This is a genomic window from Citrobacter sp. Cpo037, assembly GCF_030332945.1.
Lineage (GTDB): Bacteria > Pseudomonadota > Gammaproteobacteria > Enterobacterales > Enterobacteriaceae > Citrobacter > Citrobacter portucalensis.
Map to the genome: position 1 here is coordinate 1 of NZ_JAOWGW010000075.1, position 21673 is coordinate 21673.

General features: G+C 49.7%; 21 protein-coding genes. 11 read left to right on the forward strand and 10 right to left on the reverse strand.

Translation table 11 applies throughout. The features are described from left to right. The first annotated feature begins 81 nt into the window (after positions 1 to 81). From OGX94_RS19270 to OGX94_RS19315, 10 genes are all read left to right on the forward strand, one after another. Entirely contained in the window at positions 82 to 723 is a 642-nt protein-coding gene (locus OGX94_RS19270; RefSeq protein WP_181553316.1) for a recombinase family protein, read from the forward strand. Between the two features lie 85 nt (positions 724 to 808). Continuing rightward, positions 809 to 1135, forward strand: coding sequence for a holin (locus OGX94_RS19275; protein ID WP_181553315.1), 327 nt, complete (start codon positions 809 to 811; stop codon positions 1133 to 1135). Beyond that, positions 1135 to 1569, forward strand: a complete 435-nt coding sequence (locus OGX94_RS19280) for a lysis protein (protein WP_256433815.1) — start codon at positions 1135 to 1137, stop codon at positions 1567 to 1569. Before OGX94_RS19275 ends, OGX94_RS19280 begins: the two co-directional genes overlap by 1 nt. Continuing rightward, positions 1569 to 2201, forward strand: coding sequence for a defense against restriction DarA-related protein (locus OGX94_RS19285; protein ID WP_181553313.1), 633 nt, complete (start codon positions 1569 to 1571; stop codon positions 2199 to 2201). Before OGX94_RS19280 ends, OGX94_RS19285 begins: the two co-directional genes overlap by 1 nt. Beyond that, positions 2194 to 3552 (forward strand): antirestriction phage head protein DarA, encoded by a 1359-nt coding sequence (darA, locus tag OGX94_RS19290; protein WP_268056573.1) that lies wholly within the window; start codon positions 2194 to 2196, stop codon positions 3550 to 3552. The genes OGX94_RS19285 and darA overlap by 8 nt, the downstream gene beginning before the upstream one ends. Next, positions 3549 to 3893: a ddrA gene (locus OGX94_RS19295; protein WP_268056575.1), complete on the forward strand. Its 345-nt coding sequence runs from the start codon at positions 3549 to 3551 to the stop codon at positions 3891 to 3893. Before darA ends, OGX94_RS19295 begins: the two co-directional genes overlap by 4 nt. A gap of 53 nt (positions 3894 to 3946) precedes the next feature. Beyond that, on the forward strand, positions 3947 to 5530 hold the full coding sequence (locus OGX94_RS19300) for a hypothetical protein (RefSeq protein WP_268056577.1): 1584 nt from the start codon (positions 3947 to 3949) through the stop codon (positions 5528 to 5530). Further along, a complete protein-coding gene (locus OGX94_RS19305) occupies positions 5530 to 5859 on the forward strand; it encodes a hypothetical protein (protein ID WP_268056578.1) in 330 nt (109 codons plus the stop codon). Before OGX94_RS19300 ends, OGX94_RS19305 begins: the two co-directional genes overlap by 1 nt. A gap of 157 nt (positions 5860 to 6016) precedes the next feature. Next, positions 6017 to 6508, forward strand: a complete 492-nt coding sequence (locus OGX94_RS19310) for a glycoside hydrolase family 24 protein (protein ID WP_268056579.1) — start codon at positions 6017 to 6019, stop codon at positions 6506 to 6508. A gap of 409 nt (positions 6509 to 6917) precedes the next feature. Continuing rightward, positions 6918 to 7856 carry a RepB family plasmid replication initiator protein gene (locus OGX94_RS19315; RefSeq protein WP_268056580.1) on the forward strand — a complete coding sequence of 313 codons (939 nt, stop codon included), beginning with the start codon at positions 6918 to 6920 and terminating at the stop codon, positions 7854 to 7856. Between the two features lie 433 nt (positions 7857 to 8289). Here the strand turns inward: OGX94_RS19315 and OGX94_RS19320 are convergent, their stop codons facing one another. The 10 genes from OGX94_RS19320 to OGX94_RS19365 all read right to left on the reverse strand — a co-directional run bounded on the left by OGX94_RS19320 (position 8290) and on the right by OGX94_RS19365 (position 14685). Next, on the reverse strand, positions 8290 to 9024 hold the full coding sequence (locus OGX94_RS19320) for a KilA-N domain-containing protein (RefSeq protein WP_268056581.1): 735 nt from the start codon (positions 9022 to 9024) through the stop codon (positions 8290 to 8292). Next, positions 9021 to 9233 (reverse strand): hypothetical protein, encoded by a 213-nt coding sequence (locus OGX94_RS19325; RefSeq protein WP_181553306.1) that lies wholly within the window; start codon positions 9231 to 9233, stop codon positions 9021 to 9023. Before OGX94_RS19325 ends, OGX94_RS19320 begins: the two co-directional genes overlap by 4 nt. After that, complete coding sequence (locus tag OGX94_RS19330) at positions 9230 to 9424, reverse strand: host cell division inhibitor Icd-like protein (protein WP_268056582.1); 195 nt, start codon at positions 9422 to 9424, stop codon at positions 9230 to 9232. The genes OGX94_RS19325 and OGX94_RS19330 overlap by 4 nt, the downstream gene beginning before the upstream one ends. 395 nt (positions 9425 to 9819) lie before the next feature. Further along, positions 9820 to 10161, reverse strand: a complete 342-nt coding sequence (locus OGX94_RS19335) for a hypothetical protein (protein WP_181553304.1) — start codon at positions 10159 to 10161, stop codon at positions 9820 to 9822. 16 nt (positions 10162 to 10177) lie between these two features. Next, entirely contained in the window at positions 10178 to 10669 is a 492-nt protein-coding gene (locus tag OGX94_RS19340) for a hypothetical protein (RefSeq protein WP_268056584.1), read from the reverse strand. A 20-nt stretch (positions 10670 to 10689) separates the two neighbouring features. Next, entirely contained in the window at positions 10690 to 11061 is a 372-nt protein-coding gene (locus OGX94_RS19345) for a hypothetical protein (RefSeq protein WP_181553302.1), read from the reverse strand. A 165-nt stretch (positions 11062 to 11226) separates the two neighbouring features. After that, positions 11227 to 11670 carry a ProQ/FINO family protein gene (locus OGX94_RS19350; RefSeq protein WP_181553301.1) on the reverse strand — a complete coding sequence of 148 codons (444 nt, stop codon included), beginning with the start codon at positions 11668 to 11670 and terminating at the stop codon, positions 11227 to 11229. Between the two features lie 103 nt (positions 11671 to 11773). Continuing rightward, positions 11774 to 11962: a hypothetical protein gene (locus OGX94_RS19355; protein ID WP_181553300.1), complete on the reverse strand. Its 189-nt coding sequence runs from the start codon at positions 11960 to 11962 to the stop codon at positions 11774 to 11776. Positions 11963 to 11971: 9 nt separating this feature from the next. Beyond that, positions 11972 to 13018 (reverse strand): head processing protein, encoded by a 1047-nt coding sequence (locus OGX94_RS19360; RefSeq protein ID WP_181553299.1) that lies wholly within the window; start codon positions 13016 to 13018, stop codon positions 11972 to 11974. Positions 13019 to 13026: 8 nt separating this feature from the next. Further along, positions 13027 to 14685 carry a phage portal protein gene (locus OGX94_RS19365; protein ID WP_181553298.1) on the reverse strand — a complete coding sequence of 553 codons (1659 nt, stop codon included), beginning with the start codon at positions 14683 to 14685 and terminating at the stop codon, positions 13027 to 13029. 162 nt (positions 14686 to 14847) lie between these two features. Here OGX94_RS19365 and OGX94_RS19370 point away from each other — a divergent pair, with 162 nt between their 5' ends. Then, positions 14848 to 21636 carry a helicase-like domain-containing protein gene (locus OGX94_RS19370; RefSeq protein WP_268056585.1) on the forward strand — a complete coding sequence of 2263 codons (6789 nt, stop codon included), beginning with the start codon at positions 14848 to 14850 and terminating at the stop codon, positions 21634 to 21636. Positions 21637 to 21673: the final 37 nt, after the last annotated feature.

Genomic DNA, 21673 nt, shown 5'->3' on the forward strand with positions numbered 1-21673 from the left:
AAACCAACATTTCTGATATTCCCCTCATAAGTATCGGATACAATTCGCCGTTTTTTATGTACAGCAAATAGGTTAAAAAATATGCGAATTGGCTATATTCGGGTGTCAACAATTGACCAAAATACAGAACTTCAGCGAGAAGCTATTGAACGCGCAAATTGCGAGCTAATTTTCGAAGATAAAATGACCGGTACCAAGGCTAAAAGGCCTGGGTTAAACCGGCTGCTTAAAAAATTAAAGCCGGGTGATACGGTTGTTGTCTGGAAGCTTGACCGGCTGGGACGTTCGCTCATAAATCTGGCTGATCTATTGCAAACATTTAAACAGAAAAACATCAAATTCCTGTCTCTGACTGAGGGAATCAATACCGATACATCAATGGGCCGCTTCACGTTCCATATCATGTCAGCACTGGCGGAAATGGAGCGTGAAATCATCATTGAACGAACGCGCGCGGGACTGGCTGTTGCACGTAAAAAAGGCCGGATTGGTGGTCGCCCACCAAAATACTCACCGGAAGATTGGGCGCAAATGGGTCGCCTGATTCTCGACGGCATGAGCCGAAATCAGGTCGCCATTATTTTCGACGTAGGCGTTTCGACGCTCTATAAAAAATTTCCGGCATCACAGATGGATGACCTGAATGATGCATATGCGGATGCTGATGATCAAGATGCGTTCAGCAAACGTCCTATATGGGAACAGGCCCTGGAAGAAGAATAAACCACTCAGTAAGTCTAAGCAGCCCCCCGCCAAATGTAACTTTCAATAAAATCGGACCTTGAAATAACTTGAAACGAGGTCCGAGGTGCTGATCAGCAACGACATCTTGCCGATAGCCATCGCCGTCGGCCTATCTCTCCTTAGCGGTACAGGTGTTTTCCTGATGGAACTGAGGGAAGGCAAGGTCAAAGGAACTGTAGTGGATTTCCTCACCACGATTTCTTATGCGGTAACAGCAGGGCTAATGGCTTACTACATTGGGCGGCACCAGAAATTCGATGAACCAATCATCTACTTTTCCGTACTGCTCTCCAGTAACAACGGGTACGAGGTCGTCCACATGGCCAGAAAGATAAATACTGAATCTGTTGCGAGAGTAATAACTCAAATTTTCTCAAAGGGTGGCAAATAATGATTGCTTTGATATTGGTTGTAGGGGCCAGCATAACCATGGCTGCCGACCGTTGGGCGCTGCGGCGCGCGACGGTAAAAAACCTTTTCGTCGGTGAACATAAAATCGAGCAAGGGCACTTACGCGTCCCTGTGTATTACAACGTAAGATCATCCCGTCTTATCGGGGCGACAATCGAGTTTACGCTGAGGGATAAGAGTTGCCCAACGACCGTTGTAGCCTACCGTCGTCGCACGCTGGAGCATGCGTCTAAAGGGGAAAACTGCGAATACCTTGATATTCCTCTCGACCGTCTAATCATCCCTGCTGGGGAATGGATCATCAACGTTAAAATTCTGCACGGTGATTCATTCTACAATCCTCTTTACCGTATTTTTCCGCTTCACCTTGATGCTCAGAAAGAGTTTGAAATTCTTCCCGGAGGGACGCATTAATGCCCGTGCCAAATAATCTCACCTCAAAGAACGGGAAAAAATACGCTCAGGTCAATTTCGACCAGGTAACAGAGAAGGGATTAAAACCTTTCCTCGACGCGCTCAAAAAAGCCGGTCTCACTGTCGAAAACGTAGCGGCAAGCAACCGAGTTACCAAGAAGAATGGGCTTAACGTGAAGACCGCAACATTGCGCTTCGAAGATGGCCAAGAACTTCAAACTGAAATTAACGACTCTGGTGATTTTTCTGGATTCAAATTAAACGGGAAACCGATCCCTGCAGTTCGCGCTGATACGTTATCCAAAATTGCAGATAGTCTCGCAACAACTGTTAAGCAAAACGCTAAAAAATTCAGTGAAAGTCTGGCTCGTAAGGCCAAGCGTGTCATAGATATTTCAGGCACCAAACCAGCGGTAAAATCTAACGTTCAGCGCCTTAAGGAAGCTAAGGATCGGCGGGATAAGCTGAATAAAAATGTTCAAACCCTTCAGGAAACCGTCAACACGGCCACGAAGCAGAAATCCGACCTCACTCAACGGGTACAGGATGCCCAAACGCGTCTGACGACAGCCAAAGCAATAACAGCTCAGCTTGAAGATCAGCTGAAAAAACTGGAGAACCCAGATGCTTAAGACCATTAACCATCATTCTGGACTCACATTGTCCAATCGCCAGGACCTACCCGCTATCCACATATCCGAGCAGGCAGTGCAGCAGCTCTACGCCGGTGATGGTGAACACTTCATGCTGGAATCGCTCTCACTTGAAGAATTCACCAGTACTTATTTTTACGATGTCCCGATGCTGCCGGAAGAGGACCTGATGCTTGAAGCAATTACCTCAACTCGATCGCGCCTGGCCGCGACTATGCGAGCGTTCGTCCGAGCATTAAACCAGTCACTTAATGGTACCGGGATTACTGCTGGCAACGACAGCGCCGGTGAAGTGGAAGACGGAACCAAATCCATTGGCGGCGCAAATATCGGTAGGGCGCGAAAGGTGCAGGGGATTGCGGTTATGCCTGCGCAAATTCCACTATCAGACGGTCAGAGTATAACTCTGATTTTCCATAGTCCGAGCGGTAATGTCGGGACGATCACAACAACCGATACGCTGGTTGCTTTCCGTTTCCTGCTGAATAAGCGAGATGTGACAAACGTCGTATCTCCCGCAAACGGTCGTGATATTTCGCTGAAACAGGTAACCATGGCACTTTCGAACCTGATTGAGCGAAATACCGCGAAATTCCAGAAGGCACAGGCACGCCAGGCAGAAGTAAAAAGCGAGATAGCTAACCTCCAGGAACAAGGCGATAAGCTGGAACAGCAGCAGTTGGCCCTCGTCGAAAGTGGTGATGAAATAAAGGCCGGGCTGAGTAATCTGTCTCAGCAGCTCAATTCGTTGAATGCCCAAGCCGTAGAACAGGAAGATCTGAATGATGAACTGCGTAAACAGATCGAGATCGTAGAAGCAGAAGCCGAGGCGAGAAAACAGAAGCCAATTCCTCCTGTCGATAATGAGCCATCACCGTTTGTGGTTGCCGCCGGTGCGATTGCCGCACGTACAGGCCACACAGAAGACCAGGTAACGCATTGGGCAGAAACAAAAGGGTTTAGCTCCGCGGAGCTTGTAGAGCTCTCAGAGAAGCTCTCAGCGCATCCCACGACACGTAACATCGAGAAGATGAAGTCAGCGATTGATTTTGGCGAGGACATTCCAACAATTTTGGAGTCTGAACCCGATGCCCCCCCTCCGGAAGCTGACACCGAAGCACAAAAGGCAATTGCTTATCTCAACAGTATTGCAGAGCTGGAAAGCTCTGACCTGGTGGTGATCAGAAATGCACGTGGTTCCGTACGTGAAGCCATATCAGCACTTACCGCCGCCGGTATTTATGACGAAAATGAAGAGCTGGTAAACACAGCAGTACAGCACCTGTCTGATCTGCTGGCCAACATAGCGCAGGGAGGCGCTGCAGCATGAAACTCAGCGCGATTGAACGCTTAGATCTCTCAGACAAACTTGATGAACTTCTGGGACAGGCAAAATCGGCAACCGGCATAGCCTTACTGGACCTCAACGACCAAATTGATGAGGTATTAGTGAAGTTGGGTTACGGGCCGACCGGCGAACCCGACACGCCAGCTGGTCCACCTAAGATCGTTACTGATTTCCTCGCCGGTGAATTCAACAAACAGAGCGCCACTGATTTTGTCGCTACGCTGAGAGCGCTGGAGCCCTTCCAGAGCGTTTTTCTCACCTTTGATGATATCAAGGCAGGCGCGCTCACCTGGATTAACGAGAACGCCTTACAGGCTGCCTAACGACATTAGCCGCCCCGATGATCCAACGATCCGGGCGGCGTGGATCTGGATCTATGTTAAAAACCACCCTCAAAGCCCCTAAAACGGACAAAAAAACGAAGGTCATCATCGGTATGTGCAATTCCGTTGATGACCTATCAGCTGCGATCCTCAGTTTCTGGGATCGTGAAGCTGTTAGTGGTAGCAGCTACTCTTTCATCCTCGATCGACTTTCTGCGTTATCCCTTAAGACAACTGCTAGCGAAAGCGATATCACTGCATTCACCAACTTGGCCAGCGCTGTACTGGGTAAAACTTTCACTGCTGCAAAGAAAGAGCTTGGCTACGGGAAAAGCATCTTTTTGACTAAAGCCGGGGAAATAACCCGAGTCCATCCGTTAGCAATCGAAAACCAGAAAATTTGGCGCTTCATGTTCGTCACCGGTGATTTCTTTCGGGTACGTAGTGTCGCGTTAGAGTGGAAGAGCGCTAAAAGCCCAGAAGAAAGAGATGCTGCTGCATTACGCATGAGAGAAATGCTCTATCCCATCATGGTCGACAACATAAAGTTTAAGTTCCCGGCCATATCAGCGGTCATGTCACGTATTGGCGATTTACTGAATGACCAGATGTTCAATATTTTTCAGATGCTACGTGTCGGAACGGAGGAACCAGCCAGCCAGACATTAACATCAGAGAGTGCATCTGACGCTTACCAGCAACGAAAAACGACTGGTGCCGACTTTCTTCGATCCATGTCAATACCAGGAAGGATCGAAGAGGCAAAGGCTGAAATAGCCAATCTGCTGGACAGCAAAAACCCGGAATCTCTGGAGTGGATTAACGTACGCAATTTGTTTGGGGAACGAGCTGAAGCCGTTCGTACTGCATTGCTGAGTGGGAAATTTGGTTTCGGTAGCCCAGGCGAGCAAGATGGGTGCGCGAATTTTATCAACTCTGGTCCAAGTCATGGCGCGGAGTGGTTAAAAGATGTGATCCAAACGTCGATCCAAAAAGTGATCCCTCAAGTAGAGCAAATCAGGGAAGAGTTGTTAAATGACGCCGAAATCAATGATGAGCAGGCTGAAGAGTGGATCGCCGGTATCAAAGTTAGCCGTGCGCTTATAAGCGAGTACGATATTTACAGCGGCGCAGAAGGTAGCTTTCTGCGGGATCTTAAAGCTGTTTTTAAACTTGCTCGCGGCCGCATCCGGACACTAAAAAACATCGATATCCTCCGTGGCCGGTCGTTTGCCAACATTCAAAAGAAACAAATCGCCCTGAACCCTCGCGGTGGTAAACGAGCACTCTGGCACGAAGTGGGCCATCACTTTGAGTTTTCAAACCCTGATTATCTGTTGATGGCGCGCGCCTATCTGGCGGAACGAACCAACGGGGAAAACGCTGCAGTAGCATCATTGAACCGTTTTTATCGGAATGGGGTTTACGGCGACAAAGAGGTTGCGATAGCTGATCACCTCTCATCACCCTACATCGGTAAAATCTATGGTGGCTACCATATCGATACCGCAAAGTTCACAGAGGTCTTTTCCTCTGGTTTCGAATATCTGGCGCAGCCTAACTCTGGCGCCATATCCCTGGTAAACAGTGATGGCCTCATCGAGTTTGTCACTGGTGTACTGAAGGAAGGTCACTGATGGTTGATATACAAATTTCCGACGGCACTCGCACCGGCGTAGTAACGTTCTATGGGGATGAAGCTCTTGAACCGTGTGATTTCGGTGTAACCGGTGATTTCTCGGTTGAGTCCATCATGAACTTGTTCTGGTTAATTACTGCTACTGCAGAGGGGACTGGGCAGGGTATTTACCCGGTCAACGGTCCGTTGTGCGCGCCGTATGAAATGCTTCGAGTATTTGAGCTCACAGCAGTAACAGTAACTGGTGTTCCTGATGCTTGGCTGGAGGAAATGGAAGCAGAGCTGCAGCAGAGCTATGAAGAATTTGAGAGTGATTCAGTCTCCTGAGTAGTCTTGAAAGGCGGTACTTGCCGCCTGTTTTTATCCCCATCGGGATGTAACTTTCCGTAGCATCCTCCAAAAGAAAAAGGACACCTGATGGCGTCCTTGTGAGTACTACTAACTTGTCTGCTGCATTTTTCCATAAGTTACATCTGGAGTAGACATGAATCCGAACATACAAGCGTTTATGAAAACGATCCGTTTTTCTGAGGGTACGCTAAATCATCCGCTTACAGTGAATGACGGCTATGATGTGATCGTTACGGGCATCGATGGCAAACCAGAGGTTTTTACTGATTACAGCGATCATCCATTTGCCAAGGGCCGCCCGGGTAAAGTGTTTAACAAAGCGGGGCAGCGATCAACAGCATCTGGTGGCTATCAGCAGCTTTATAAATATTGGCCGACGTACAAAGAGCAGTTAGGGTTGAAAGATTTTAGCCCTGAGAGCCAGGACAGACTTTGTCTGCAATTGCTGAAGGAACAGCGTGCTATTGCTGATATTGAAGCTGGCCATATCCGACGAGCGATTGCCAAGTGCGCTAATATCTGGGCAAGCTTCCCGGGAGCAGGGTACGGTCAGAGAGAGCATAAGGTCGAAGTTCTGATCGAGGCTTACAAGAACTTCGGCGGTAAGGTGGCCGAAATCAACTAACTGACGTGGCACTCTTCGGGGTGCCCTTTTATTATTATCCACACCATAGATCATAGTCTTTTAGATCAATATATAGATCAATATACAGATCAATAAAGATCACCACGCTTGTAACGTCATGATTTTACAAACGAAAACGGCACTTTGGGTTAACACTTTCATAAAAAAAGTGGGCACTTTCATAATTTTGGTGGACACTTTCATAATTTTAGTGGACACTTTCATAAATCAAAGGTGGGCACTTTCATAAAATCAGTGTGTTTTATCCACAGGTTTGTGAATAACTCAAAAAATATCTTTGTTATCAATATTTTTCATGTAGATCCTCTGCGTGATGTGAAATTTTTAACCACCGATTATGCACACGATTATTCACAGGCTCGTAATCGGTAAAATCTGAGTGTAGACGATGGAATCGACTGAAAATCAGACAGATGAAGGTTTAAACCCAGAACATCCGTTCGTAGTTCACCGTGAAACTGGTAAAGATTACATGCTGGTGCCAAGTGACGACAAAAGCGTTCAGCCAAGGGCGTTGCTCCGCCTTAGCGTGTTCACGCCTGTCGCACCGAAGGAACGCGGTAAGCGAGATTTCCTTATTGATGCATCAGAAGAGCTATCAACGCTGGAAATCGCGCGGCGCGAGGGCTACACAAAGATCCGAATTCAGGGCGCCAAGCTCAACATGTCCACAGATTTCAAAGCCTGGATAGGGATAGTATCAGCTTTCTCTAAATATGGCTTTGAAGGTGAAAAGATAACTCTCTCATTCTCTGAGTTCGGGCGTATGTGCGGTCTTCGGCCCACAGACCTGAACGGCCGTGCGCGCGCTCGGCTGAAGGAATCTTTATTCAATATCGCGAGTGTAACACTCGGATTTACCAGTAAAGACGGCACCAAGAACATGGTAAGCCACCTGGTACAGAAAGCGAAGCTGGATGAAAACGAGGATGTCGTTGAACTGGTAGGCGATAAGGATTTGTGGGAGTTATATCGCTGGGATCATAAAATCCTGCTCAGTTTGAAACCGCTGTCAAACCTCTCTCGAAAGGAAGCTGCACAGGCTCTGTATATCTACCTTGAAAGCCTCCCATCCAACACCGGCCCTCTGTTTATGACAATGAAGAGGTTTCGCGAGCGATTGCTACTGGACTCACCGGTGAAGACTCAAAACCAGACAATCAGAAAGGCACTGGCTGACTTAGAGAAGATCGGATATCTGGAGTACAAAGAGGTGAAAAAGGGGCGTGAAATTCAGTTCACGATCCTCGCACGCAGACCAAACCTCAAGTTGACCTCATCTAAAGGAAAATATGAGGAAAATGAAGGCGATGGTGGCGAGCAGTGATAGCGTAAAAAGGTAGTCACTTTCATAAAAAAGGTGGGCATTTTCATAAGAGATGCCCGCCTTTTTTGTTTTGGGTGGCTGGTATCATAAAAAGGTGACCACTTTCATAAAGGGGAGGGTGTGTATTCGGTAATTAGGTGGGCAGTTTCATAAAAAAATGGCTAAAGGTGACCACTTTCATAACTGTGTTTTTACCCACTTATGAAAGCAGCCACCTTTTTGATAGTTACGTGGTCACATTCCATAAAACGGAAGGTGTTTTGATGCGTTACAAGGTCACATTTTTATGAAAGTGGTCACCTTTAAATAGAGGCGAGTCACCTTTTATGAAGCTTCCCACCTTTTGAAGAAAAGGTGGGAAGGGTTTATGAAAGTGCATACCTTTTGCTGAGGCCGACTTTTATCGACAGACCGCCGAAGCAGTCCTTACTCTTTATCCAAACAGTTCTTCCAGATTTACTCCATACACCGCCAGCCATGCTCCGCGGGGCCAGGCGTGGACGCACTGAAATTTACGCAGCACCAGCGGCTCGACATTATTCCTGAGACACCAGTTACGCAGCCGGTGCCATTGATATTCTCGGCCCATCTTCCGTTCAACCGCATCGAGCGTGGCATAGTTACGGCTCTGGCCCAACCGTTCTGCCAGCTCGTCACGCTCGCGCAATAGGTCTTGGTTCGTCAATGGCTGGTGGTGGTGGTTTTTTTCTTCCAGTTTGGCGCGAAGTTGCGAGTTTTCGCGCTCGCGGATGAGCAGTTCTTCCAGCAGTTCTATTTGACGTTGTTGCGACTGTATCAATTGATGGGATGATGAATGTTCTGCTGGTGGCATAAGTTTGCCGGTACGGTAATCCAGAAATGTCTGGTTAACCTGCAGACGGAAGGCTGGAGAGATCCAACCGGCATACTCAATGGCCAGCAGCTCATGGGCGAATGTGCCACCGCTTCGGCCCTCATATGAAACTGTGCATATTTGTCCAGTTTGCATTTCGAGTTCAGAAAGCAGTTCTTTAGTTGATTTATTACGTAAGAATTTAGCCGGTGCCTTTTCTTCACCAAGGCGGCTTGCTTTGTGCAGGGCATTGAGGTTGAAACGGCCTTCGGCGTCAGTTGTGATCTCCACACCGCAAATCACCGGCGCTACAATTTCATTTTTGGTTGTGTTCATTTCGCCACCTTCATTCCCTGTGCTTGCCCTAAAAATGCTTTAATCTCACCAGTTAGACGGCGCTTAATGGCAGATTTATTCCTGAGTAAGTAAAAGCCTTCTGTAATCATAAAATGGCTGGCCAGCGTGGAAATTGCATTGATGCCAGTGATGTCTACATGCAGTTTTTGGGCAGCTGCGACGATCGCTTCTTCTGTCAGAAAAGTCATGGGCGAGCCCTCCAGTAGGAGAGAGTTGGGCAGGGCGAAGGAAATCGGGCAACAAAAAGGCAGGGGGCGTCGGGAAGTAGTGATCGGGCATCAGATTCGCAGGAGGCGATAACGATATGGTAACGGCGCAACTGGCAGGAATAGAACCGCCATATAAACAGGGGGTGAATCGGGGTTAGGATCGTAGCCATGGTGGCATCCTCATCGAAGGTTAAACAACACCACCGAGAGGTTCCAATCTCTATTTGGTGGTGAACTGAATGGGGTTGGAACTACCGGCCTTCGATGAACCCGGCGAACCTCTCGGTTCCCCCATCCAGCCCACCATAATTTTGGCGCGCACGGACGCTGGCACAAAAAAACACGCAGAGCGCGTGTTGAGTGCTCATCAAAGGTAATCGGGGTTCCAATCCCGGTCGCAGATTTTGCTACGACAGTAAAACCTTACTCTGAACCACCAGCACGCGTCAACACGTCCGGTATAAAACGGTACATTAAATATGGATATTAGCAAATAAAAATTAGTATTTTCTGTTTAATTAGGGGGCAAAGAGAACCCCCTCTATTAGGAGCTGCTTTATTCTTACTATTCGTCAGGTTCAAAGAAGTTAATGAACTGGCCTAAACTGTTTTTATATAATTTGTAGGTAACTGCTAGTTTATCTCCGTCCGAAAATTCATATGTTCCGTAGCATGTCAGAACATTCAGACCGCCTTTAACCGTCTTCTGGTCATAAGCATCAATTGCTGAGAATTCCGCATTCTGACTTTTCAGGAGATCATTATAAGACTCGATGAGCATTGCCCTAACTTTCGGGGAGTTGCAGTCAGTTTTAGCAAAATTGGCATCAGGATCGCCGACAGCAAAAGCAGATGTAGCAGTAGCAAACAATGAGACAACTAACATTCCCTTAATTATTTTGCGCATTTTTTATCCCATTAAATTAGTGGTTAAGCTCGCTTGCGGATGGCTGGTGGCGAAGGCCTTCAATCTGTGAAACGTCCGGACTACGCTTCCCTGTGATGATATTTTTTAATTCAGGAATGTCGTTCTTATAGACAAGTTTATTCTTCAGCATGAATGCCTGACCATCTGCGTTAGTCAGCATGTTGATTGGCATTACGAATTCACTCAGCCCTGCGGACATGTACCCCATGATCGATTGGTCTTTGGCTATTTTATGAAGGGTGTCGCGGTAGGAGTAACCCGCGGCTTGCATCGCATCATCGAGAGCGAGAGCAGAGTAACCATAGGCGCAGTTGCTGCGGCTTGTTTCGTCGGTTTTTGAGCTGCAGCTCATACCTTTAGCAACGATATTTTGGTCGATATGGCTCGCAACCCACCGAGCTTCCGCTCTGGTCGCTGGCATTGCAGCAGAAAAGGCATTAGCCGAGAAGATAGCCATAGTCGCAATCAAAAGAGTCTTTTTGTTCACTGTATATTCCTTGTGATTTTTTATTTTACTGTGTGGATGTCTAAAAGGGTTGGATATCCTGCTTGCCCGCAAAGTTGGTAATGCACTTTGTAGAAACTGCCAAGCTTAATGAAGTTATTGGCTTGTGACTGTTGGAGTGTTGAGAAGCCAGCGTTCTCGAAATCAGTGGGCATAGCCATTATGCTTTTGTCTGCATTCAGGAACTGGATCAGATCTAATGTCATGCCTGATTTGGAGAACTGTACTGCTACCACTCCCATCGTATCGGTCTTAACTGTGCAGCCAGAGTCAACAGGGGCAATATCCGTGATGCCAGTTTTTGAGATCTCCGCTGCTGAAACACCAGTAGAAACGGCAGCGCATAGAATCCCCAAACTTATTATTTTTTTCATATAGTAGTCGTAAATAAATAATAAAAACGAATGGTTACAATACTACCGCTGCCCCAAAAGTGCATTTGTCCAGGCTCAAAAAATTGACAAAAGAACGTTCTGGTATAAAAAAGCCGCAAGGTTAATCTTCCCCGCGGCCAGCTGATATGAGAATTTTTAAAGCATCTATGCGCTTGGTTTTTTTGGTTTTAAACCCGAATCTTTCTTCTTGGTTTTGCTCTTCAGCGGATTCTGTAAGGGCTTAAGCCCATTTTCCTTGCGGTACTTACAAATCCGGCGCCAGGCATGTTTTTTGTCTTCAAGGCTGATCGGTTCTACCGGCTTCCCATCCACATCGCGACGGGCGCGGCTGTTGATGATCCGCATTTGATAGACCTGTGAGCAGCAGCAAGCGCGCAAAGACTGCTGTAATTTTTCCTCAGAGATATCCAGGCCGCGTCTGACGATCTGTGTGAGCATGTCGTCTTTGATGCCGTTCTTCATCGGCAGCGGATGGTTACCCTGGAAGAGAGCAGGGAATAGTTCTTTGATCAGGTAGCGCTGAGCCCGATTTTTTCGGGTAGTCGCTTTACTGGCGTGGTGTGTTACAGGGGTTTGGGTTTCCACCATTTTTACCTTTGTTATCGACATTACAGAAAATACTAATTTATTATTAGTGTGATGTCGCTAATCAATGGCATAAAAAAGCCCCTTTCGGGGCTTGAATATTCGATTAACCCAACTTGGCGCGGACCAGCGCATCTTTGGCTTCGAGAAGCTTACGCAGTCCTGCGGATTTCTCCGGGCCATCCGGTAGCGCGCTATCCATAATCTCAGCCAACTCACCGATCGGCTTACTTACTTCCTGTAGATGGGCTGGAAGGTGCTCGTACGCGAAATACTTCATGATAGGACTTGGCATTATGGTTCCTTAGCCGAAATGACGTGTGGTGCTTTCAAAGTTAATGATGCTGGACTTGTCGACCGGCTCGGAATGGCGGCGCTTGGCCGGTTGGCTGCTGGTGGAGATCTGCTCTACTGGCAAAGTACGAATAGAAGGGCTGGCCAGCGATTCAAATAACTTATCGACGATGGCTAAATCTTCTTCCGTTTGCATGCTGGCAATGGCATCGCGCTGGCGCTGGTTAGTGAACACCGGCAGCTTATCGAGTACGCGCTCGAACATAGCTGTACGCAGCGCGGTCTTCTCCGCACGTTCCGCTTCACCTTTCCTCAAGGACTCCAGCATGATGCTCTGTTCTTCCAACTGGCGATCCTTATCAAGCAACTCCCCAGCAGCTGCCAGGCGGGCAACTTCCAGTTCCTCGATACGCTGGATACTTTCAAACATTACTTCGTACTCATTCAGTGCGGTGTAATGTTTGATGATTCCGTCGGCGTCTTCTTCGGTGAAGTTCTGCTTGATAAGGGCCTCAGTCATGACAGCGTTGCGATCTTCCGTGCTTTCACGCATAGCGGCCGGATGATCCATGCTGATGAAGTTGGGCATGGTCACATAATCCATGCCGTAGTAGCCCGTAGGTATGGAGATAGCGGGGGAGTCGCGGCCGGTTGTCACCCATGACCAACCACCAGCGCGGGATTCCAGCATACTGGCAACAATCCGCCCGGGTGCGGTATCAAAAATCTCTTCGGTATGAGTGACAACGCCATCATCGTCGACTGAAATAGCGATAGTACGGCTGGCCGGTACGTTCTCTATAACAACTGGTTTGCCCTCCACCATAATGACGGAAGTTTCTGGCAACTCAGGCGTTTTAGCCAACTCACGGCGAGTGTGGCCGTAATAGCCGTAGAGCTCTCCCAGGCGCAGGCCTTCCTGCGTCTCCTGGCTGTTGATCATTCTTTTCACCGCTTCAAGCATGTATTTGCGGTTGTTTTGTTTACCTTTACGCACCTTGTCGAACAGTGAAAAACGGTCCGTGTGCGTTAGCAGGGTTTTGTATTTAGGTGCCATATTGGTCCTCATTCTTCAAACGCTTTGATGATGATGTCTTGCAGCTCGTGTCTGTCCATCGACCTGATGAAATCGCACATGGCGGCATCTGGCCTGTGAGTGACACTTTCAAACATGCCTTTCTTATTGCCACCGCCGAAGTCGTTCTCGTGGTCCTCATCCTGAGATGCTTTAAGTTCTGTCAGCAGGGTTTCGAGCTTGGTTGCTGGGATCTTGAGAACGTCGCCCAACACGATCTGTTTGAAGGTGTTGGATTTTGCCAGGGCGGGGTTGTTGCAGATGGCGTCAGCAATAGTGACGAACACGCTTGCATAGTTGGCGTGACTGTCCATTGCGGCGCTTTCTTCCATCTCGATGCTGGTGGCCATCGAGTTGAATTCGATTTTGTAGGGACGCTCTCCGGAGGGGTAAACCTTCCCGTATTTGGCCGCGAGGTGGATATCGCAAAGACGGTAAATGCACTCGGCAGCGCCGCCACGCAGCCAGCCAGCAACCATGCCCGCCTGAATGCTGGTACGCAGGAAACCACCTTCCCCGAGTCCGCCAGTCATCTGGTCGGCAAAACCGAGCATCGTGTAATCGAGGTTAAGTGCGGACGCCAGCTGCTTGATGTGGAACATGATGTCTTCGATGCCGGATATATCGGCTGGCATCGATTGGGTATCGATGGTGATCTGGCCTTTGCCGTTTGCCAGTATCGGTAATACGGTGTTGGTGACCACCGGCGCAGTGTTGTTCCCGCGCGCCCGTTTCTCCATCTGCATGGCGGATTTTTGTAGCTGCTCGGACACGGTTCGGCCATACAGTGACGCTTTCGCAGGATCGAGATTGTCCATGTTCAGGCCAATCAGCCTGTCGATTTTGCTGGCGTTATAGCGTGATGCTTTTAATGCCCGGATGGCTCCGCGTAGATTCAGGTAAGGCTCGTAAGCATTTTGCAGCAGGCTGGTACCGTAATTCTGCGTTTCGACCGGCATCCGCTTTGTAGGATCTGATAGGAGGCTGAACTGTTCGGCACCGGTGTATATCGGCATGTTCTGCCTGCTCGGATGCCATAGTGGGATCTTCATCGAAACCATATCCCACGGCTTGGCGAACATGAGTGCACCGGTTTCATCCTTCAGGTAGTCACCGGTGAAGCCTGCCAGATCCCCGCCTACGTAATACTCCTTAATGAAGTAGGGAAGGGTGTAGTAGTTGCACTCCATGGAAGTGATGCCAACTTTCTGCGCTATATGCGGGCGTATGTAGCAAACACCGAAGATGGCCATAATCAGCCCCCAACTGGGGAGCTCTGCATTAACTTTTAGACCGATATCGTTGGTTAACTCTCGGCACAGCTCATGAGCCGCTTTATTTTCCTCATCGTTCTCATCCGCCACCGGCTGGAATTCAAAAGAAAGGTTGGTTCTCTTGTTGATAGAGAACGCGTACGACACGTGAATATAGAGTGCCTGGCCGATAGTCGGATACGTGGCCATTTCCTCCAGGAACGGATAGCGTTGAAGGCGCTCGACAGGTAGCGACACCTCATTCAGTAGATCGCGGCCGGAGCTGACCATCGAGTCGCCGAAATACTTATCTGTTTCACCTTTGCCCAGCAGGCAGGAGCGGGAAAACACGTTCATGAAACCGCTGCCGCCGCTGCTGGTGGCTCCCAGCGACATAACGTTTCCGTGATTCGCCTTCCCACCGGGCAGCAGTTGGTCCAACGCTTTCAAAATGTTGTCTTGCCGGAACTTGGGCATTCGAAATGTGACCTTTGATAAACTAAGAAATAAATTAGTACGTTTGGTTAATTTATCAAAAGTTCACTCTCGGAGGTGACGATGCCGGATGGCAAATACGCGGAAATTCTCGACTCATTTCGAACAGTCGAAGAAATCATAAGGCTTATCAGATCGCTGGGTTTAACCCGTGAGCCGGTTATCTACGGGATCACGAAAAAGGATGGTGTATCTGTCGACCGCGAGCGCAAGGAAGCGAATCGGAAAGCTATCGAGCTGCTGAATTCTCTGCCTGATGGTGCTGAGCTTACGCCGGAACAACGGCAGACGCTGGCCCGCTACACCGGCGAAGGCGGGATCGGCGGCTCAACGGACGAATATTACACCCCTCAATTCGTTGCGGAGGGCATTTGGGAAATCATGAAGCTCTACGGGGCTGATGCGGGGAATACCCTGGAGCCATCCTCCGGAGCCGGAGTTTTTAACGAAACGAAGCCGCGCGGTACCGTTATGACGGCGACGGAAATTAGCCCGATATCCGGGCGCATTAACCAGCTTTTACATCCGGAAGACGCCGTTCATGTGATGCCGTTCGAAAAGCTGGCCAGCGGCACCGACGATGCCATTTTCGATCACTGCGTTGGTAACGTGCCGTTTGGATCGACTCGTGGCGATACGATGAATCTCGATAAAGCTTATGCCAAAGAGAAAGACATTGGCCGTTACTTCATTCTCCGTTTACTCGACAAGATTAAGCCTGGTGGCCTGGCGTGCATTATCGTTCCCTATGGCATGACCAGCGGGACCCGAATGAAAAAACTCCGTGAGCAGGTTTCACGTAAAGCGGAGTTCCTCGGTGCTCATCGCTTACCTTCTGGAACATTCAAAGAGAATGGCACGCCGACGGCGGTCGACGTTTGGGTATTGCGTAAACATCCCGAATCGCTTTCCAACATGATCCTCCAGGCTAAAGAAGAGCTATTGGTTGAAGCAAATGTGCTGTGGCCAGAGTTCATCACCGGCAAATGGTTTGAGCATGACGGAAAGCGTTTCGTATACGGTGAGGTCAGTACCGGCTTCCAGGGCCGCATTGTGATTAAGAACGATCAGATCACCCCTAGCGCCCTTAAAGAGAAGTTAGCCCGCCGTTTCGATAGCCGTATCAACTGGGATTTACTCAGCGTGCCGGAGCCTGTCAATCAGAGCGCCAAAGAAGGCGATAAGCGCCTTATGAATGGCCAGTGGTACGAGTTTATCAACGGGCAGTGGGTTATCAGCGTGCCCACCAGCACACTCAAAGTCGACCCGGCAATTTACGGCGTTTCTTCTCTCGATGAAATTAAGGTTGTACTGGATAACCCCAGCGCATTGCTGGCTCGTGACTGGAAGCAGGTCCAGGCGCTGGCCGGTAACTACTGGGAAAGCATGAGCGAGTCGACGCGTAAAGCCTACTCCTATGCGCTGACGCAGCGCGGCGATCTACAGGAACGGCTTTTCCGAGGCGCACTCATTGGCGCGCAGATCGGCGTGCTGCAGGACGCTATCGCCAACAAAATGCCTGGTGACTATATAGACAGCCTGCGCGCCAGCGCCGCGAAGCTGGTGGATGAGGAATACAAGCGCTTTGGTGATCCGAACACCGGCAAGATAAGTAAGATCTCCGGCAACAATAGCGGGGATTGGCTTAAATATCGTGCGGCGATCACCAGCACCGGCGAGCTCTCTGACTTACTACAAGGCAATATTGAGGCGCAGGTATCAGGTGAATACGACACAACCAATCACGAGCAGGTAGTCCGCAGCCTGTTTAACCAGATTGACCTCATTCCTATCACCCTGGCGGAGTTCCGCGCGACGTCGACCGCTGAACTTCCGGAAAGCGATGAGGAATTGCTTGATCTGCTGGCCAACACTGACGGCATAGCGATAACGCCGACCGGTGACCTTATGCCTATGGACCGAGCCACCAGCGGTGATATTGGTCTGATTACCGGGCAGATTCAGGGTGTGCTGGCGATTATCAAAGAAGGTCCGCAGAAAAATAACTATCTGCGCCAGCTGGATGAAATTAAGTCGAAGCGTAAATGGACCGGCGTCGACGATATCGCGTTTACCCTCGATGCGCGCTGGTTTGATCGTAGCCTGGTGCTGGAGTTCTTACGTGAAAATGGTTACGACGAGCTGACGTATGTCGATTCAATTAAGGTTGAGAACGGCGCTTTAGTCTCTGAGCTTGGGTACCGCGGTAACAATGGTGTGTTTGCCGGATATCGTTACGGTACGGTCCTGAAAAAGGACAAAGAAACCGGCGAAAATGTGCCGACTTACGCACGCAGGACCAGTAGCGATCCTTTTGCTGCACAGCTGGAGAAATACCTCAATGGTGGCCGAGCAACAGGCGTTAACACCGAAGCGTATCGCTCGCGTATTGAGGACCTCGAAAGCCGTTTCAATGACTGGATTCGCCAGCATGATGAGATCGATAAGCTGGTGGATCAGTACAACGCCGCTTTTAACTCATTCATCCCCTTCGAACAATCTGATTCGCCGCTGGGCCTTAAGGGTATCAGTGGCCGTCGGGCTCCATTTGGCTATCAAAACCAGGAAATTCGCCGCCTGTCAGAAGATGGCCGCGGAATCATGGGGTTTGGTACCGGCTTAGGGAAAACGACGACCGCGCTGGCGCTGGGTTTGTACAACATCGAGAACGGCCGCAGCACGCGACAGGCTTATGTTGTGCCCAAGGCGGTGTATGAGAACTGGTACTATGAGGCCAAGTCGTTCTACAGCGAAGAGATGTTCAACAAGATCCTCTTTGTTGGCCTGGAGACTATCCCGGACGATGCCGGTGGCATTCGCCAGGTGCAGGTACGCGGTGAAAACGGGGAACCTAAATTTGATGATAACGGCGCTCCGGTAATGCGTGATGCGCTGAAGATTTCAGACAGCGCGACCATTAAAGCCCGCATGAACATGATCCCCCAATCGAACTACCCGATTGTGGTCATGACGAAAGAGCAATACGCCGCTATTCCAATGCGCGAAGAAACCATTCGCGACCATGCTCACGATGTTCTATTTGCTCAGGCTGAAGCTGGCCGAGTGAAAATCCTTGCTGAGACCTACAAAGAACAGCAGAAGAAAAATCGCCTGTTGTCCGAGCACTCCGATACCGGTACCGAGAAACAACACGACTTCCCTTATTTCGAAGACATGCAGTTCGATAGCGTGATCGTCGATGAAGGGCATAACTACCGTAACAGCTATAGCGCTGGTCGTGAGGCCTCTCAGTTGGCTTACCTGCCAGTTCCATCAGTTTCCCAGTCTGCGCGCGATATGGCGGTCAAAAACGCCTACCTGATGGCTAAGAACAATGGCCGTGGGCCGGTGTTGCTGACAGCTACGCCGGTGGTCAACTCGCCGATCGATGCGTTCAATATGCTCTCTCATTGCCTGAGCATGTCCGACTGGCAGCGCATGGGGATCTACACGCCGGATGATTTCGTTAAAGTTTTCGGCAAGAAAGAGATGTGTCTTGTCCAGAAACTGTCTGGTCAGGTTGAAAGTAAGCTGGGCCTGGTTGGCTTCCGAAACCTCCCAGGGCTGCGCGGTATCTTCCATCGCTGGGTATCACTGAAAACGGCGCAGGATGTTTCCGAGCAGGTCAAAATTCCGGAGCTCGACGAACGTACGGTCGAAGCGCCGATGTCGGAAGAGCAGGAGATTGAATACGAGAACCTGCGCCAGCGCGCTGAGAAGCTCTCACAGAATGACAAAATGGGGGATTTCGACTCTGAACCGGAAGAGGCCGACGAAGAGAAGGACACCATTTTCGGCATCATTCGTGATATGGACCGTGTTTGTACTGACATGGACCTGTATAGGCATCAGATCACTTTCTTACTGCCTGCCGCCGACGTGGATAAGGTACAGCAGCTGGTGGCCGATCTTCCTGATTCGCTGGGAGCGAAGGAAGAAAGTGACGAGGACTACGATGCTGAGGGCCGTTTTACCGTCGATGTTGATGGTAATACCTGCACGTTGGTGGTCCCGGAGATGTACGAGCAGGAGGTAATAAAACGCCTCTCAACGTTCGATATTGATCCCAAAGAGGTCTCGCACCCGCTCACGCCGAAATATAGCGCGCTGATCGAGGGACTAAAAGAGGGACTGAAAAACGGCAAACAGATCATCTTCACCGATGAAAAGAGCCAGCACGGTAAGCTCAAACGCATCATTTGCTCGCATCTGGGACTTGATGACAGTGCCGTTGGTATCCTGAACGCCACTACGGTCGCTGAGGCTGGTAAGAAAGGGCGTAAGCCGAAAAAAGTAAAACAGCCGAAAGACCTCCCGGACGAGCCTACCGAAGAGCAGGTTAAAGCCTATTACGAGCAGAAAGCCGCGTACGATGAGTATGTTGCTGCTATCAACGAGGTTAGCCTTGGTGGGTTGGAGCAAATCGCGGCCGACTACAATGAAGGCCGGTCACGCATCCTGATCTGTAATAAAAAGGCTGAGGTCGGGATTAACCTCCATATCGGCACAACCGATATTCACCACCTTACTTTGCCCTGGACACCGGCATCCATCGACCAGCGTAACGGCCGTGGCGCGCGCGTGGGCTCTACTCAGGACTCCGTTAAGGTTCACTATTACTGTGGCCGTGGATCGTTCGATGAATTCCGCCTGCAGACGCTGAAACGTAAAAAGGACTGGATTCGCGAGATCCTCACTTCCGACAAAGCAGAGATGGAAAACGCCGATGCCGGAAACATGGTTGAAATGCAGCTGCTGCTGGCGGCCAACCCAGAAGAGCGTGAGCGTCGTATTGCGGAACAGGTTGCTAAGGCAAAAGCCGCAGTTCTGGAACGCGCTACTAAGCGTGCGAACCTTGACCTTCAGAACTACATCAAAGCTCAGCATGCCAGTGGTTCTGATTTAGAAAAAGAGCAGCAAAGGATCGCCTACCTGGAGGGAGAGGTTGAGCGGACATCAAAACACCTCGAATCAGTCCGTAACGAAATCGAAGAGCTTTTAACTGAGCGCGAGGCGATTAAAGAACGTGAAGCCGCTGGCATAATGAAGAGTAATGACAGCTGGCGCCCACGTGCAATTGAGCGCGAGCTGCGTACCAGACGTGAGCAACTCAACGACGCCAGTAAAGCTGATGTGTCGGCTCGTTCTGCATTGATGAAACAGCAGCGCAAGATCTCCCGCCTGGCTAAAGCCGAGCAGAACATCAAGCAGCTGCGCCCGGTTGTCCTTAAGGCTATCAAAGAGGGATTGCTCAAAGTAGATCCTGATGTGATTGACCACGGCAAAGAGATTCTGCTGGTGGAAGGAAAGACCTATAAGGTCGGCCAGTACTTTCATTTCAATACGGCCACGAGGGGCGGGAAATACGATTCAATTTCCTACGCGAAGATCGTCGGGCTGGACTTTGACGCGCGTACGGCCAACCTTCGCGGTATTTTTTCTGCGAATGGCACAAGCAGTGCGCCCGATGCCAAGAATGTGCCGGTTCAGCTGCTGGGTGATCCATGTGATGTGACTAAAAGCGAACTTGAGGTGCTAAGTGAGCTACAAGGAGGCCTGAGCATTCGCAAGGCAGCAGAATTGCTGAGTAAAGATCAGTTCTATACCTTCCTTAAGACTGGTCAGCTGGTGCTTACCGATAATTATTCTGTTGCCTATGATGGCGGGGAATACACCCAACAAACGCTCAATATACGCAGCGCTGGCTACGGATATGGCTCTTCGGATACCAAGTCGATTGCATGGTACCAGCAGAATGGCCATAAGCTGGTTTACCCGGACCGCAGCGACGAGCAGCTCAAACGGGCTATTGCCATTCAGGAACGCCAACAAGCCCGGTTTACTAATTCATGTCAGGGATTTTTGCTGGCGTTATACGGCGAGAATTACAAGACTGTCATGGCTGGGTTTGGTGAGGTGGCCAGCACCGATGAGATCGCCGCGCTTGTGGCGAAAAAAGTCGCCAGCTTTTCTCTTTGGAGTAGTTCGCGTGATTTTAACATCTCAGTCAATGAGTACATTCGTAGCGGCCTGGTTCGTTCTGTTGAGCTGGATAGGCTGGCGTGGCTGAGCAATGAGGTTCCTGCAATCTACACTAATAAGCAGGACTTTATTAGCGCGTTGGATGCCGAGAAACCGCGGTTAAGAAAGCAGGCGCAGCAAGAGCTGGTTAATGGCGTGGCGAGTGTTGCCCAGGAACGTTATGAGGAATTTAGCCGGGCAATTAAGAGTGGTTATGCGCCTGGGGACCGTGAAATTCAAAGCGTACTGGACGGCTCTGGCACGTTCCTGAACACATACGGCGGTAACGGCCAGGATTACTTCCGGGTTGTTGAAGCGTGTGCGGCCATGGTCATTATAGGGTTGCTTGATCCGTCTAAAGTTACAGCTGAGTTGCTGGTGCATGAAGACGATGCCCGTCTGTTGGTCCGGGATGCAGACAAGCTGTATTACAACATGTCGGATGAGGATAAAAAACGGGTTCGCGATACCTATCAGGCTAAGCGCCTGGGCGTTTCTATCGAGGAATACCAGAAGCACGAGGAAGCCCGTAGGGAGGAAAAACGGAACGCTGAGGATGAGGCAGATGAGCTTGGTCTGCGAATTAAGGTTAACACTACTCATCTCCGCGCTAAGTATGGTCTGAATTTTGCGCCTGGTGGTTGTTATGGGTTGCAGGACCCGAAAGGGAAAGAAGGGGCATTATTCCGCGCTAAAGAGGCTTTAAAGGCTGATTTTGGGGCTCGCTATTATAACGGGAGGGATGCTGGCGAAGAGTTTGCTGGTAGCTGGTGGCTTATCCCTATCAAATATGGTCAGGCCGAAATTCTCAAAGTTGTGGCAAAATACTAATCTGAAAGGAGATTGCCGGGTAAAACCGGCAATAAAA